The 16,293-nt window shown below is 42.1% G+C and carries 10 protein-coding genes; 5 read left to right on the forward strand and 5 right to left on the reverse strand.

Going from position 1 to position 16,293, the window contains the following annotated elements; genetic code table 11:
• The first annotated feature begins 78 nt into the window (after positions 1–78).
• Genes IQ13_RS17025 through IQ13_RS17045 form a run of 5 tightly spaced genes read left to right on the forward strand, consistent with a single transcriptional unit; the run spans position 79 to position 7,862 of the window.
• A complete protein-coding gene (locus IQ13_RS17025) occupies positions 79–1,047 on the forward strand; it encodes a Gfo/Idh/MocA family protein (protein WP_144887847.1) in 969 nt (322 codons plus the stop codon).
• 5 nt (positions 1,048–1,052) lie between these two features.
• The gene (locus IQ13_RS17030) at positions 1,053–2,468 is read left to right on the forward strand and encodes a sugar transferase (RefSeq protein ID WP_144887848.1); all 1,416 of its coding nucleotides are present in this window, start codon (positions 1,053–1,055) and stop codon (positions 2,466–2,468) included.
• Positions 2,469–2,478: 10 nt separating this feature from the next.
• On the forward strand, positions 2,479–4,053 hold the full coding sequence (locus IQ13_RS17035; protein WP_144887849.1) for a M1 family metallopeptidase: 1,575 nt from the start codon (positions 2,479–2,481) through the stop codon (positions 4,051–4,053).
• Between the two features lie 42 nt (positions 4,054–4,095).
• Positions 4,096–6,945 (forward strand): M1 family metallopeptidase, encoded by a 2,850-nt coding sequence (locus IQ13_RS17040; RefSeq protein ID WP_144887850.1) that lies wholly within the window; start codon positions 4,096–4,098, stop codon positions 6,943–6,945.
• Positions 6,945–7,862, forward strand: coding sequence for a GNAT family N-acetyltransferase (locus tag IQ13_RS17045; protein WP_144887851.1), 918 nt, complete (start codon positions 6,945–6,947; stop codon positions 7,860–7,862). Before IQ13_RS17040 ends, IQ13_RS17045 begins: the two co-directional genes overlap by 1 nt.
• Positions 7,863–7,905: 43 nt before the next feature.
• Here the strand turns inward: IQ13_RS17045 and IQ13_RS17050 are convergent, their stop codons facing one another.
• The 5 genes from IQ13_RS17050 to rpoC all read right to left on the reverse strand — a co-directional run bounded on the left by IQ13_RS17050 (position 7,906) and on the right by rpoC (position 16,285).
• The gene (locus IQ13_RS17050) at positions 7,906–8,571 is read right to left on the reverse strand and encodes a 2-C-methyl-D-erythritol 4-phosphate cytidylyltransferase (RefSeq protein WP_144887852.1); all 666 of its coding nucleotides are present in this window, start codon (positions 8,569–8,571) and stop codon (positions 7,906–7,908) included.
• Between the two features lie 48 nt (positions 8,572–8,619).
• Positions 8,620–9,615 (reverse strand): bifunctional heptose 7-phosphate kinase/heptose 1-phosphate adenyltransferase, encoded by a 996-nt coding sequence (locus IQ13_RS17055; protein WP_144887853.1) that lies wholly within the window; start codon positions 9,613–9,615, stop codon positions 8,620–8,622.
• 1 nt (position 9,616) lies between these two features.
• Positions 9,617–11,050, reverse strand: a complete 1,434-nt coding sequence (locus IQ13_RS17060; protein WP_144887854.1) for an APC family permease — start codon at positions 11,048–11,050, stop codon at positions 9,617–9,619.
• Positions 11,051–11,107: 57 nt separating this feature from the next.
• Complete coding sequence (locus tag IQ13_RS17065; RefSeq protein WP_144887855.1) at positions 11,108–11,725, reverse strand: OmpH/Skp family outer membrane protein; 618 nt, start codon at positions 11,723–11,725, stop codon at positions 11,108–11,110.
• A gap of 270 nt (positions 11,726–11,995) precedes the next feature.
• Positions 11,996–16,285 (reverse strand): DNA-directed RNA polymerase subunit beta', encoded by a 4,290-nt coding sequence (gene rpoC / locus IQ13_RS17070; protein WP_144887856.1) that lies wholly within the window; start codon positions 16,283–16,285, stop codon positions 11,996–11,998.
• Positions 16,286–16,293 lie beyond the last annotated feature (8 nt).

Consider the following 16,293-nt stretch of genomic DNA (forward strand, 5'->3'; position numbering starts at 1 on the left):
CCCTTTTTTTCGAAAAAAAGATACTCCTTACCTGCTGGCTTTCCATCATTTATATTTGCTGCTACTTAAATAATCGCAATGCTGAAAGTAGCCGTATTTGGTACCGGACATCTTGGAAAGTTTCATCTCAACAACTGGAAGGAAATAGAAGGAGTAGAATTGGTTGGGTTTTACGACCCCAACGAAAAAGCAGCAAAAGCTGTTGCTGAAAAATACCAGCTGCAACGTTATACCGATGCAGAAGAACTGATGAGTCTTTGCGATGCAGCCGATATTGTGGCACCTACCAATTATCATTTTGAGTTATGCGAAATGGCGGTGCGTAAGGGCAAACACGTGTTTGTGGAAAAGCCCATGTGTAACACCATGGAAGAAGCCAACGAACTGGTAAAACTGGTACGTGAAGCCAATGTAAAACTACAGGTAGGTCATGTGGAGCGGTTTAACCCGGCTTTCCTGGCAGTGAAAGATTTGCAGCTGAACCCAATGTTTATCGAAGTGCATCGTTTATCGCAGTTTAACCCACGGGGTACAGAGGTAAGCGTAATTCTGGATCTGATGATCCATGATATCGACATCATTATGAGTATGGTAAAAAGTGATGTAAAGAATGTGTATGCAAACGGCGTAGCTGTTATGACCGATACACCCGATATTGCCAACGTTCGTATTGAATTTGATAATGGCTGTGTAGCCAATCTTACCAGCAGCCGCATCAGCATGAAAAAAATGCGGAAGATCCGGTTGTTTCAACGGGATGCTTATATCGGCATCGATTTCCTCGAAAAGAAATCGGAAATCATTCGCATGAAAGGCAGTGAAGATAAAGATGCTTTCACCTTCGACATTGATACCAACAAAGGCAAAAAAACAATCGCTATTTCAAACCCTGCCGTTCAGGAAGTAAATGCCATTAAAATGGAACTCGAGCAATTCAGGGATGCCATTCTGCACAACCAGCATGTACCGGTAAGCGAAGTGGATGGCTTACGGGCCATGGAAGTAGCACACCAGATTCTGCAGAAAATTCAGCGCACAACCGTTTAACCTGCATGCAAGAAAACACCCGTTTACATATTAGCTGGTACGTTGTTGCCGATTGGTTTTCGGCAACAGTAAGCTGGGGCCTGTTTTACCTCTTACGAAGAGTACTGCTGGGCGAAGCAACGGCTATTTTCAATCAACCCTTCGACAGAACATTTTTTCTTGGCATCATTGTTATTCCTGTTTGCTGGATCATACTCTATCACTTATTCGGAGCCTATAAAAATCTTTACAGCAAATCCAGGTTGCAGGAATTAACAGCTACGTTCTTCTGTTCGTTAGTGGGCTGTTTAATTGTATTCTTCACGTTGCTGCTCGATGATCAGATTCATGTGTATACCTATTATTACAAAGAATCAGCATTGTTGCTTGCACTTCATTTTGGTTTTACCTGGTTTTTCCGCTGGCTCATTCTCTCCGCTATTAAACGGCAGTTCCTCGCAGGAAAAGTACAAATCAACACACTCATTATTGGTGCACAGCAAAGTGCAATCAAATTATATAAAGACATCCGCCAGTCGGGCGAAACACAGGGTTTTCATTTCGCAGGTTTTATCTATCCAACCGAAAGCACTGCAAACGGCCTGAGCAATTATATGCCATCGTTGGGCAACATCCATTCACTCGCAAGTATCGTTCGTGAGAAGAAAATTGAACAGGTAATTATTGCTACAGAAGAGAAAGAACGGCCTGCAATGGAACATGCATTGAGTATTTTAAGTGAACTGGATGTAAGCATTAAACTGTTACCCAATACCATCGACATTCTTTCAGGTTCTGTGCGTACAAGCAATGTATTGGGCGCAATGCTCATCGATCTGCACACGGGCATGATGAGTGAATGGCAGCAAAATATTAAACGGCTGATCGATGTTACAGCTGCGCTTGTTGCCATAACGTTGTTACTGCCGTTATACATCTTCATTGCTATCCGTGTGAAACTTTCTTCTGCAGGACCGGTTTTTTATTCGCAGGAACGCATCGGGTTAAAAGGCAAACCGTTCTACATTCATAAATTCCGTTCGATGTACACCGATGCAGAAAAGAACGGACCTGCATTATCATCCGAAACCGATCAGCGGATTACTGCTTGGGGCAAAGTAATGCGCAAATGGCGTTTGGATGAATTGCCGCAGCTGTGGAATATTCTGAAAGGTGAAATGAGTTTAGTTGGCCCACGCCCCGAACGTAAATTTTATATTGACCAGGTGGTGGAAAAAGCACCGTACTATCGTTACCTGTTACGTGTAAAACCCGGACTTACATCCTGGGGTATGGTAAAGTTTGGCTATGCAGAAAATGTAGATGAAATGGTTGAACGCAGCAAGTACGATTTAATTTATATTGAAAATATTTCACTGGCACTCGATATTAAAATCATGATCCATACCATACGCTTGATCTTTATGGGAAAGGGTCGCTAACAATAACACAATGAAGAAGATTATTCTGTTTCTTGCCATTTTTACATCTGCCCAGGTAAAAGCACAACAACAATACTGGCAACAGGAAGTGAATTACAGCATTGATGTAAAGCTGAATGTAAATGACAAATCCATTAAAGCGTTTGAGCAAATAGAGTACAGCAACAACTCACCCGACACCTTAACATTTATCTGGTTCCATCTTTGGCCGAATGCGTATAAGAATGAAAAAACGGCACTGTATGCCCAATACAAAGAAGGCGACAAAGAAGGCGCCAAAAAATTTAAGCAGGCAGAGAAGGGTTATATCGACAGTTTGAATTTTAAAGTAAACAATGTAGCTGTAACTGTTGAAGCCGATAAAAAGAATATCGACATTGTAAAGATCATTTTACCACAACCATTATTACCCGGTGGCAAAATCAACATCAGCACACCTTTCTATGTTAAGTTTCCTACCTACTTTTCCAGAAGCGGATTTATTGATGATGCCTTTGCTGTTTGCCAATGGTATCCCAAACCTGCCGTGTACGACCGTAAAGGATGGCACCCCATGCCTTACTTAAATATGGGTGAGTATTACAGTGAGTTTGGCAATTTTACAGTTAACATTACTGTGCCTGCAAATTATGTGGTTGCTTCAACAGGAGCACTGCAGAATCCGGATGAGTTACAGGCATTGAAAGCCGCAGGTGCGATCAACAAAACAAAAACAGCAAACTTTACAGCGTATACGCCGTTATCAAACGCAGCATTCAAAACATTACAATACAAAGCCGAAAACGTACACGACTTTGCATGGTTTACCGATAACGATTTTGTAGTGCAGTACGATACATTAGCACTTCCTTCAGGAAAAATCATCGATGCATTTACCTTCTTTTCAAATAAAGCAAATACAGAATGGAGTAAAAGTGTGAGCCACGTAGAAGATGCGGTAAGAAATTATTCCAACTGGATTGGCGAATATCCCTACCCTGCTGTAAGTGCAGTGGAAGGCCCGGGTAATGTTTCAAGTGGTGGCATGGAATACCCGATGGTTACACTCATTACAAGCCCCGATGCCAATACAGAAACACTGGATGCTGTGATTACACATGAAGTTGGGCACAACTGGTTTTATGGTATTCTCGGCAGTAACGAGCGTGCACATGCGTGGATGGATGAAGGCCTCAACAGCTTTTTCCAGTTTCGTTATGAAGCAGAGAAATACAGAAGCAATTCTATTTTCGGTAGTGCATTACCTGCAGAATTAAAGCAACGTGGCCCTTCAGAATTTCTTGCCATCATTTATAACGCCATGAACGAAATACCCATGAAGGATGCCATTGAAACGCCTTCAGAAGATTTTAAAAATAAAGATGAATATGGCATTGTCATTTATCTGAAAACTGCCATCTGGGCCTTTTTGCTCGAACAGGAATTGGGTCGTCCTGTTTTCGATAAAGCCATTCACACTTACTACGACCAATGGAAATTCCGCCACCCCTATCCTGAAGATTTTAAAGAGGTGATGGAACGTGTAAGCAACCGCAACTTAGATGAACTTTTTGCCCGCCTCAAAGAGAAAGGTAAACTACTGTAGGTCTATCGGAAAGAAGGTGTTATTTTTGAGAAAACCCATTGAGTGAAGTATCTATTTGCTTTCCTTTTTCTCATAGTTTCATCTGCTTTGTATGCGCAGCAAGCCTATTGGCAGCAACAGGTAAATTTTTCCATCGATGTAAAACTGAACGACAACGATCATACGTTAGATGGTTTTGCAAAGATTGAATACATCAATCATTCGCCCGATACATTAACCTATATCTGGTTTCATGTATGGCCGAATGCTTATCGTACAGACAGAACAGCCTTCAGCGATCAGCTGCTGGAAAACGGCCGCACCGACTTTTATTTTGCAGATGCGAAAGATCGTGGCTACATCAATCGCCTCGACTTTCGTGTAAACAATGTACTTGCAAAAACAGAAGATCATCCGCAGCACATCGATATCATTAAAGTAGTATTACCGCAACCATTAGCACCGGGTGCAAGAGCGTTTATTACCACTCCGTTTCATGTGCAGCTGCCAAAGAATTTTTCACGTGGCGGCCATGTTGGTAAAAGCTACCAGGTTACCCAATGGTACCCCAAGCCCGCTGTCTACGATCGTAACGGTTGGCATCCCATGCCATATTTAGACCAGGGAGAATTTTACAACAACTTTGGTAATTATGAAGTGAAGATTACCGTGCCGAAAAGTTATGTTGTATTAAGTACAGGCGAATTGCAGAATAAAGAAGAACTCGAATGGTTGAAGCAACGTAGCACGCCTACACCGGTTGTGGCAGCACAAAAGCCTGTTGCCAAAAAAACAACAGCAAAAAAAACTGTCAGCAAGAACCCTGTTGTAACAACTGCTCCGGTACAGGAAGAAACAAAAACACTTCTCTATAAACAAACCAATGTACACGACTTTGCATGGTTTGCCGATAAGAAATACCTCGTTCAATTTGATACCTTGCAATTAAAAAGTGGACGTATTGTAAACGTCTTCACTGCTTTTACAGAAAACAACAAAGCCGTTTGGAAAAACAGCGTACAGATGGTGAAGGATGCTGTTGTATACCGAAGCAATGCAGTTGGCGAGTACCCTTACACGGTTGTTTCTGCAGTTGAAGCAAAGATGGGTTTCCCGGGGGGCATGGAATATCCGTGCATTACTTCTATAACAGCCATGTCATCTGCACAAGAACTTGAAAGCGTTATTGAACATGAAGTAGGGCACAATTGGTTCCAGGCAATGCTTGCAAGCAACGAACGCAAATACCCTTGGTTAGATGAAGGGGTTAACAGTTACTACGATGAACGCTTTGATAAAGAGCTGAGCCGTTACCGTGATACCACTGTTAAAAAGAAGCAACTGATCAGTTTCAATGCTGGTGAAAAATTATTCCTCAACAGTTTTGAACAGTGGCATCTCGATCAACCAATGAATACAAGTGCCGACAGTTTAACGGAGATGAATTACGGATTGATTGCCTATGAAAAAGGCGCAGACTTTATGCATTTGCTCGAAAAGAAATTAGGCCGCACAGCTTTTGATGCAGCCATGCAATTCTATTTTCAGCAATGGAAAGGAAAGCACCCCTCACCTGCCGATTTAAAACTTTCCTTAGAACAAAGCTCAGGACAAAATTTAGATCAGGAGTTTGCACTATTGAACAAGACAGGCCCGTTACAGCCGGCGCCGAAAAAGACACTCAGCATTAAACCTTTTGCAGGTGTAAATAATTCATCTACAAATACACTCATCGTTACACCGGTCTTAGGCATTAATAAGTACGATGGATTTATGATTGGAGGTGCTTTAACCAATTATACCCTTGAACCAAGAGCACTTCAGTTTATTATTGCACCGATGTATGCAACCAAGAGCAAAGAGTTGAATGGTTTTGCAAGAGCGAGTTATACCCTTTATCCCAAGCGCACCTTTCAGCGGATTACAGTTGCTGTAAATGCCTTGAAGTTTAATACAGATAATTTTACCGATACTGCCAATCAAACTTTTGTAACAGGTTTTCGTAAACTATCTCCTACGCTCAAATTGGTATTGAAAGAAGATAATCCACGTAGTACAAGAGAACGCTTTATACAATGGAAAACATTTTTCATTTCCGAAGATAATCTCCGCTTTAAGTCGGATACGTTTCCGAATGGCGATCGTTACACCATTATCAATAAAGAAACAGGCAGCCGTTATTTAAACCAACTACGTTTTGTTATACAGGATACAAGAGCACTTTATCCTTATCGTGGTGAGTTAATGGCCGAACAGGCAAAGGATTTTGTGCGGCTTGCCTTTACCGGTAATTACTATTTTAACTACAACGAACGGCTGGGTGCAGATATACGCTTCTTCGCCGGCAAGTTCATGTACCTGGGCGATCGTACTACAAGTAAAGTATTTGCAACAGATCCCTATCATTTAAACTTATCTGCACCAAAAGGTTCGGAAGATTATACATACAGTAATTACTTTTATGGCCGCAGCGAACAGGATGGCTTTGCTGCACAACAGATGATGATGCGTGATGGTGGTTTTAAAGTACGTACCGATTTCCTTGCAAACAAAATTGGCAAGACAGACAACTGGTTGGTTGCTGTAAATTTCTCTACCGATATTCCCGATCAAATCAACATCCTGCGTCTTTTGCCCTTTACGGTTCCGCTAAAAGTATATGTTGATTTTGGTACGTATGCCGAGGCATGGCAGCCCAATGCCGAAGGAAGCAGGCTGTTGTACAACGCAGGTTTGCAGTTGTCGTTGTTAAAAAATACAATCAATATTTATGCGCCTTTGCTGTACAGCAAACCGTACAAAGATTATTTCCAATCGACTATTACAGAAAAACGCTTTTTAAAGAACATTGCATTTACAATTGATCTGCAATACCTCAGCTTAAAAAAGTTCGATCGTCGTTTACCTTTTTAATGGAAGCCATCAAGTACATACCGGCAGCATCCGTTGATAAACAAAAATGGAACGACTGTATTGATAATGCAGTAAATGGATTGATTTATGGTTACAGTTGGTATCTCGATGCGATGGCTGGCGAATGGGATGCATTGGTGCTGAACGATTACGAAGCTGTAATGCCATTAACCTATAATAAAAAATATGGCATCAGTTATCTGTATCAACCCTATTTCTGTGCATCGCTGGGTGTTTTTGCTAAACAACCTGTAACTGCTGCAGTAACAGAACAATTTCTCAAGAGCATTCCTCCACGTTTTCGTTACATCGATATTTATCTCAATAAAGACAATCTTTTTCCAGTTGAAGGTTTCCCTTTAACAGAACGGATCAACTATGTATTGTCCTTAAATAAACCGTATAACACAATTACCGACGCTTACCGCAACAACCTGAAGCGGAATATTAAAAAAGCAGAGCAGAGTAAATTGCAGGTCAAGCAGCACATTGAGCTTGATGCTATCATCGCCCTTGCAAAAGAAACCATGCAACGTGTGTCGGCAATAACCGACGACCAGATCGACCGGTTTAAAAAAGTTGTTGCACATGCCAAACAATTTCAACAGGCAGAAACACTCGGTATTTATGCTGCCAATAATCAACTGTTGGCTTCTGCTGTGTTTTTATACTCACACAAACGTTGGTACTATATTCTTGTTGGTAATCATCCAAACGGCAAAACACTTGGCGCTTCGCATTATTTAATTGACCGGTTTATTGCATTACATGCAGAAACCGATGCATTGCTCGATTTTGAGGGAAGTGATATCCGCAACCTTGCGTTCTTTTACAGCAGTTACGGTGCTGCAGAAGAACATTATCCTGCTTTACGGATGAACCGGTTGCCGAGATTGTTACGATGGTTGAAAGAGTAGCTGAATAATGAGTGATGAATGATCAATGATGAGTATAAAGTCTCTATCCTTCTAATATCTTTTCGGCTATTACCAGATCAATCGGATTAGTGATCTTGATGTTTTTTTCTTCGCCTTGTACCAATGTTATTTTTAAACCGAAGGCTTCTACAACTGTGGCTTCATCGGTAAACCATGCTTTGTAGTCGATGGCAAATGCAGGTAATAAAATTTTACTATGGAAGGTTTGCGGCGTTTGTACCAACCGCAGTTTGCTTCTGTCTACAGGATCATTCCCATCTTCCGTAATCATCCGCACACTGTCTCTGCATTCAACTGCAGGCACAGCGCTTCCTGTTTCCAATGCTGTTTCATAGCAACGCTTAATCAATTCTTCACTTACCAGGCAACGCACACCATCGTGTACAAAAATGATCGATTCCTCTTCTATCAGTTTCAACCCGTTCTGTACCGAATGAAAACGGGTTTCGCCACCAACAGTTAACTGTATACGCTGTTCATCAAAAAAACCATCAATAATTTCTTTACCCAGCTCCAGGTGCTCTTCCGGTAACACTACAATTACTTTGCACTCCGGCAATGCCGTAAGAAAAGCATTGATAGTGTAATACAGCACCGGTTTATTTTTCAGTAAAAGAAATTGTTTTGGAAGCACAGAACCCATTCGCTTACCGGATCCGCCGGCCACAATAACTACATACGTTTGCATAAAATCAAAGATAAGAGAGAGGAATGATTATCGTAAATGATAACAGGTTTAACCGAGCAAATGTTTACATTCCTGTAAAAGCCGGTCTTTTTTAATGGCAGCGGTGCCTACTTCTTCGCACACAAGTCCGCCTGCAATATTGGCCATTTCAGCCATCAGCTGCACGTTGTTTGTAGCAGCATATACCAGCGATGCAACAGCAATCACCGTATCGCCGGCACCACTTACATCGGCAATATAACGCAGGTGCGAAGGAATAACAGCTGCTTCATTTTCTTTTTGATAGAACACGCCTTTTTCAGAAAGCGTTATAAACGAAATCGAATGATTGAGTTTTTCCTGCAGCTGTGTATGAATGGAACGAAGGCTCTCTTCGTTTACATTTTCAAGCAAAAGATTCAATCCGTCTTTTACTTCTTTCAGGTTGGGTTTAAACACATCAACAGCTTTGTACGCAAAAAAGTTTTTACGCTTGGGATCAACTGTTGTTATAATCCCATTATGCCTGCACAAATCAATTGCTTTCTGAATAACCGTTTCGGTAAGTACCCCTTTATTGTAATCTTCGAAAATGATCACATCGGGTTTCTCCTGCGCAATAAACATTTGTATGGCAAGGATCATCCGTTGTTCATCTTCATAGCCAAGATCGTTGGTAATTTCATTATCGAGCCGCATCATTTGCTGGTTACGGCTGATGATGCGTGTTTTACTGGTAGTAATGCGTTTAGCACTGGCAAGCAAAAAATCTGTTCGGATATCTTTTTGCTCCAACAGTTGCTGTAATTGTTTGCCATCATCATCGGCTCCAATTACACTCAGCATCGAAACAGTTGCACCAAGCGAGGCAAGGTTTAATGCTACGTTTGCAGCACCACCAATACGGTATTCTTTTTTATCGAGCGACACAACAGGCACAGGAGCTTCCGGCGAAATACGATCTACATGTCCCCACATGTAGGTATCAAGCATAACATCGCCGATAACACCTGCTTTTAATTGTGTAAACTTTTGAAATAACGCATCGAAATTAACCGCACCCATACTAAACCGCCTTCTTTTGATTTGCGACTGCAATATAATAAACAGGAATACCTAATAAAACAATTCCCAAACCAATACCTGCATAAAGCGGCTTCATGGTAATGAGAAAGAAGCAAAACGTTAAACCAAGTACAATATAAATGATGGGGAGTACAGGATATGCAAATGCTTTGTATGGCCTTTCCATATCCGGACGTTTGGCACGCAATACAAAAATACCCATGATGGTAAGTACATAGAAGAGTACCACTACAAAAGAAATCATATCAAGCAAATCGCCATACTGTCCGCTTAAACAAAGTAAAGAAGCCCACACGCATTGCGCCCACAACGCCCATTGTGGTACTGCATTTTCATTTAATGTGCCCGCTTGTTTAAAGAACAATCCATCCTGTGCCATCGTGTAATATACTCTTGCACCCGATAACACAAGACCATTGATGCAACCGAATGTGGAGATCATGATCATTACAGCAATTACATACATACCAATACTACCAAATATTTCATTAGCAGCTGCAACGGCTACACGATCCTGTTTGGCAAATGCTATACTCTGCTCACCACCATTCAACGGCAGTACACTGATGTACATAATATTTGCAGCAATGTAAATGATGGTAACGATCAACGTACCGAGGAACAGACTTAAACCAATATTGCGTTTAGGATTTTTAATTTCGCCTGCAATAAAGGTTACGTTATTCCATGCATCGCTGCTGAAGATTGAACCCGTCATGGATGCAGCAATGGCTCCTAATACCGCACTGCCTGCAATACCGGCCATCATCCCGCCTTCCTGTATCTTGCTCATTTGCCAGGCATTTTCCCAGTTGGCATTCCACACATCTGCTTTCGCTGCTAATAACAAACCAAACACAATTAAACCAAACAATGAAACAAGTTTTGTAATGGTGAAGATGGTTTGAATGATTTTACCACCTTGCACACCTTTTGTGTTGATGTACGTCAACAACGCAATAACAGCTATAGATACAAGCTGTGCAGGATACAGCTTAAAGAAACCAAGTTGAAAAAGAATATTCTCATCGTTGATATCCAACGCAGGAATAAAATAACCGGTAAACTTTGAAAACGCTACACCTACTGCGGCAATCGTTGCCGTTTGAATGACTGTAAAAAAACTCCAGCCGTAAAGAAAGCCTGCGAGTTTATTGAATGCCTCTTTTAAATACACATACTGTCCGCCTGCTTTCGGGAACATGGCACTTAACTCGCCATAGCTCAATGCTGCTGTCAACGTCATAAACCCGGTAATGAGCCAAACAAATAAAAGCCATCCGGCACTACCTACGTTGCGGGTAATATCAGCGCTCACAATAAAAATACCGGAGCCGATCATAGAGCCTGCCACAATCATTGTGGCATCGAGTAAACTTAGCGTTGGTTTAAATTCCTGTTGTGTTGCAGACATAGCAGAGGTTTCGTTTCAAAATAATGAAACGGAAGATAAGGATTAATTTGTAACTGCTTACTGCTTCTTAGACTGCTTGTAGGCGTCGTTCAGGCCCTTCACAACATCTGTTGTAATGTTGAATGCGGTGTCTTTGTAATACAACGTAGGGTTGCCTTCCTGCGTAGAGAAAATAAAATTATACTTACCTGTTTTATTGTATTCTTTCAGGTATTCATTGATCTTCTTCTGAATTTCATCAATAGCTCTCGACTGGTTTTCGAGATGCTGGCCCTGATATGTTTGTTGGCGCTGGCCAATTTGCTGATAGCGTGTTTGATACTCCTGCTGAAACTTTTCTGCTTCAACCTGTGTAATAGCTTGTCCTTTCTTTAAGAATTCAACACGGTCACGTTCCAGTTTATTTAAGTCACTTTGAATCTGGTTATCGTAACGGTTCTTTTCACGTTCCAGTTCTTCATTCTTCAGCTTGAAGAATTCGTAATACTTCTGCACGGTATCCAGATCGATATAGGCCACTTTAATGTGTTGTGGAAGTTCATTACCAGCACTGTCTTTTACAACAATGTTGGCTTTTGTTTCAGTTGCTTTTTTTCCACCACTGAAATGCAATACATACAATACAGCAACAGCTGCTAATAATACCCACAATAAAATACTTTGTAAACTTTTCATAACTAGGTGGGCAAAGTAAAGGATTTCGTTTGACTGTAAAAAAACGAAGTGGTTTTTAAGAAAGCGTTAACAAGAAGAAGGCTCAAAAAACAAGCAAGAGAATCCAAGGCACAAGAAGGAAAACCCAAAATTCAAACAATAAGTCTACCACTCAATTACTAAGAAAGCCCATTTATCTTTCTTGCCTCTTTTCGTACCTCGTACTTCTCATTTCGCAAATAAAAAAGTCCTCCGTTACCGGAGGACTTTTGATTATTCTTCAGCTGTTGCTTACTCTTCTTCATCGAAACTCATGGCTTCTTTGGTAGTAAGGAGTAATTCATACTCTTCTTTGCTACCAACGATCATGTTTTCGAACTCACGCAAGCCTGTACCTGCAGGTATTGGGTGACCGGTGATTACGTTCTCTTTCAAGCCTAATAAATCATCGGTTTTACCTTCAATTGCAGCAGTGCTTAACACCTTCGTTGTTTCCTGGAACGATGCAGCAGAGATCCAGCTTTGTACACCCAGAGATGCTTTGGTAATACCAAGCAATACCGGTTGTGCTGTTGCAGGATGTGCATCTCTTACTTCTACCAGTTTCTTATCTGCACGACGGAGGATGCTGTTCTCTTCACGAAGTTCACGCAGTGTAACGATCTGTCCGGGACGGAACTTATTGCTATCGCCAGGTTCTGTAACAACTTTCTTGTCGAAGATGCGATCGTTCTCATCGTTAAATTCGAAACGGTCAACAAGGTCTTCTTCCAGGAACTTCGTATCACCAGCGTCGATGATTTCTACTTTCTTCATCATCTGGCGCACGATTGTTTCAATATGCTTGTCGTTGATCTTCACACCCTGTAAACGATAAACCTCCTGGATCTCATTCACAACGTACTCCTGTACTGCGAAAGGACCTTTGATGGTGAGGATATCACCAGGAGCGATCTGACCATCACTCAACGGAGCACCTGCCTTAATGAAGTCACCTTCTTGTGCAAGGATCTGACGAGTTAAAGGAACAAGATATTTCTTAGTTACATCATCCTTACTTGTTACGATGATCTCACGGTTACCACGTTTGATGTTACCGAAAGCAACCACACCATCAATTTCAGAAACGATAGCAGGGTTACCAGGGTTACGTGCTTCAAACAATTCAGTTACACGAGGAAGACCACCGGTGATATCACGGAGCTTACCAAGTACACGTGGGATTTTCACCAACACCTGACCGGCAACTACTTCTTCACCTTCTTCGATCACAATGTGTGAGCCTACAGGTAAGTTATAAGACTTGATCTCTTTGCCTTCAACCAGCAATGCAGGGATCTTCGTTTTATCTTTTGTTTCGATAACCACTTTCTCACGGTGACCTGTTTGTTCATCCGCTTCTTCACGGAAGGTAATACCGTCGATGATGTTTTCGAATTTGATTGTACCGGCGATCTCAGCAATTACAACGTTGTTGAACGGATCCCATGTACAGATCGGTTCGCCTTTCTTGATTTGCTGACCATCTTTCACTGTAAGTGTAGCACCGTAAGGAATGTTATTCGTGATCAATAAGCGGTCATTCTTCACATCCATGATACGCACCTCACCTGTACGACCGATTACCATCTGTACTTTCTCACCTTCGTTGTTGGTAGCAGTTACAGTACGTAATCCATCGAACTGAATGGTACCATCAAATTTAGCCGGCAATGAAGATTCTACTGATGCAGAACCCGCAACACCACCCACGTGGAAGGTACGCAATGTAAGCTGTGTACCAGGCTCACCAATTGACTGCGCAGCGATGATACCAACCGCATCACCTTTCTGTGCCGTAGCACCAGTTGCAAGGTTACGGCCATAACATCTTACACACACACCACGCTTGCTTTCGCAAGTCAATACCGAGCGGATTTCAACTGTTTCAATACCTGCTTCTTCAATCTTTCTTGCAATGGCTGCAGAAATTTGTTCGCCGGCTGCAACAATCAGCTCTTCGCTTTGCGGATCATACACATCGTGTAATGATGTACGGCCTTCAATACGATCGCTCAATGGTTCAATAATATCTTCGTTATCTTTTAATGCACTTGTAGCAATACCACGGAGTGTACCGCAATCCTCATCGTTGATTACAACGTCTTGTGCAACGTCTACGAGACGACGAGTCAAATAACCCGCATCCGCTGTTTTCAACGCCGTATCGGCAAGACCTTTACGGGCACCGTGCGTAGAGATGAAGTAATCCAATACGCTCAGGCCATCTTTAAAGTTACTCAATACAGGGTTTTCGATGATCTCGCTTCCTGTAGAACCACTCTTACGAGGTTTCGCCATCAGACCACGGATACCAGCGAGCTGTTTTACCTGCTGCTTACTACCACGTGCACCTGAGTCAAGCATCATGTACACCGAATTGAAACCTTGCTTATCAGAAGCCATTTCACGAATCAACGTTTCAGTTACACGTGTATCCACACGGCTCCAGATATCGATGATCTGGTTGTAACGTTCGTTGTTGGTGATAAGACCCATATTATAGCTGTCCCAAACTTCGTTTACTTCACCTTGTGCGTTTTCTACGAGCTCAGCTTTGATTTCAGGAATAATCAGGTCATTGATGTTGAACGACAGACCACCCTGGAAGGCTGTGCGGAAACCGAGCGTCTTGATATCATCAAGGAACTTCGCAGTTTTTGGAACGTTGGTGATTTCGATGATATCGCCAATGATTTCACGAAGGTTTTTCTTTGTTAACAATGCGTTTACGAAACCAACTTCTTTCGGTACAAACTGGTTAAAGATGACACGACCTACAGTTGTTTCAATCAACTTGTAAGTCAACTCTCCTGTTTCGGCATTACGTACGTTGGCTTTAACTTTAATCCATGCATGAAGATCAACCTGCTTTTCGTTGTAAGCAATGATTACTTCTTCTGCAGAATAGAAAGCTTTACCCTGTCCTTTTACAATTTCTGTATCGGTTGTTTTCTTTCCTTTTGAAATGTAGTACAAACCGAGTACCATGTCCTGTGAAGGAAGGGTGATCGGCTGACCGTTCTGCGGGTTAAGAATGTTGTGCGAAGCAAGCATCAACAATTGTGCTTCAAGAATCGCAGCATTGCTTAACGGAACGTGTACCGCCATCTGGTCACCATCAAAGTCGGCGTTAAACGCAGAACATACGAGCGGGTGCAATTGAATGGCTTTACCTTCAATCAACTTTGGCTGGAACGCCTGGATCGACAAACGGTGAAGCGTGGGGGCACGGTTCAACATGATCGGGTGACCTTTCAGAATATTTTCAAGGATATCCCAAACTACAGCTTCCTTCTTGTCTACCAGTTTACGTGCAGACTTCACTGTTTTTACGATACCTCTTTCAATCAGTTTACGGATGATGAATGGTTTAAACAATTCAGCAGCCATATCTTTTGGTAAACCGCACTCATGCAGTTTCATTTCAGGACCTACAACGATAACCGAACGACCAGAATAGTCAACACGCTTACCGAGCAAGTTCTGACGGAAACGACCTTGTTTACCTTTCAATACATCACTCAACGATTTCAATGCACGACCACCTTCCGCTTTCACCGCATTTGATTTACGGCTGTTATCGAACAATGAATCGATGGCTTCCTGTAACATACGTTTTTCGTTACGAAGGATTACCTCAGGAGCTTTAATCTCGAGGAGACGCTTCAAACGGTTGTTACGGATAATTACACGACGGTATAAGTCATTCAGATCAGATGATGCGAAACGACCACCATCCAAAGGAACAAGCGGACGCAGTTCCGGCGGAATAACGGGGATGTATTGCATCACCATCCATTCAGGACGGTTAGTGATACGTTGGTTTGCATCACGGAAAGCTTCCACAACACTTAAACGCTTCAACGCATCTGCACGACGTTGTTGTGAAGTTTCAGTTGCAGCTGCGTTACGCAGATCGTAGCTCAATTGATCGAGATCAATGCGGGCTAACAGATCGTGTACAGCTTCAGCACCCATCTTCGCAATGAATTTCTGAGGATCTTCATCGGGCAGGTACTGGTTATCTTTTGGCAATGTATCCAACAGATCGAGGTATTCCTCTTCTGTTAACAAATCACCTGTGTTGAGATTTTCTTTAACGCCGGCTTGAATAACCACATAGCGTTCGTAGTAAACGATGGTCTCTAATTTCTTAGAGCTAACACCGAGTAAGTAACCGATTTTGTTTGGCAACGATTTAAAGTACCAGATGTGTACTACAGGCACCACCAGTTTGATGTGGCCCATACGCTCACGACGTACTTTCTTTTCTGTTACTTCTACACCGCAACGGTCGCACACAATGCCTTTGTAACGGATTCGCTTGTACTTACCACAAGCACATTCGAAATCTTTTACCGGTCCGAAAATTCTTTCGCAGAACAAACCATCACGCTCAGGTTTGTATGTACGATAGTTGATTGTTTCGGGCTTTAATACTTCACCAAAACTGCGTTCCAGGATGGTATCGGGAGATGCAAGTCCGATGGTGATTTTAGAAAACGTTGGCCTCTGACGATTATCTTTTCTGAATGCCATATGTTTAT

This window comes from Lacibacter cauensis (genome assembly GCF_007830055.1).
Lineage (GTDB): Bacteria > Bacteroidota > Bacteroidia > Chitinophagales > Chitinophagaceae > Lacibacter > Lacibacter cauensis.

Bases quoted from the DNA above. Each gene is read 5' to 3' on its own strand.
- IQ13_RS17025 (WP_144887847.1), top strand. From the start codon at position 79: ATGCTGAAAGTAGCCGTATTTGGTACCGGACATCTTGGAAAGTTTCAT.
- IQ13_RS17030 (WP_144887848.1), top strand. From the start codon at position 1,053: ATGCAAGAAAACACCCGTTTACATATTAGCTGGTACGTTGTTGCCGAT.
- IQ13_RS17035 (WP_144887849.1), top strand. From the start codon at position 2,479: ATGAAGAAGATTATTCTGTTTCTTGCCATTTTTACATCTGCCCAGGTA.
- IQ13_RS17045 (WP_144887851.1), top strand. From the start codon at position 6,945: ATGGAAGCCATCAAGTACATACCGGCAGCATCCGTTGATAAACAAAAA.
- IQ13_RS17050 (WP_144887852.1), bottom strand. From the start codon at position 8,571: ATGCAAACGTATGTAGTTATTGTGGCCGGCGGATCCGGTAAGCGAATG.
- IQ13_RS17055 (WP_144887853.1), bottom strand. From the start codon at position 9,615: ATGGGTGCGGTTAATTTCGATGCGTTATTTCAAAAGTTTACACAATTA.
- IQ13_RS17060 (WP_144887854.1), bottom strand. From the start codon at position 11,050: ATGTCTGCAACACAACAGGAATTTAAACCAACGCTAAGTTTACTCGAT.
- IQ13_RS17065 (WP_144887855.1), bottom strand. From the start codon at position 11,725: ATGAAAAGTTTACAAAGTATTTTATTGTGGGTATTATTAGCAGCTGTT.
- rpoC (WP_144887856.1), bottom strand. From the start codon at position 16,285: ATGGCATTCAGAAAAGATAATCGTCAGAGGCCAACGTTTTCTAAAATC.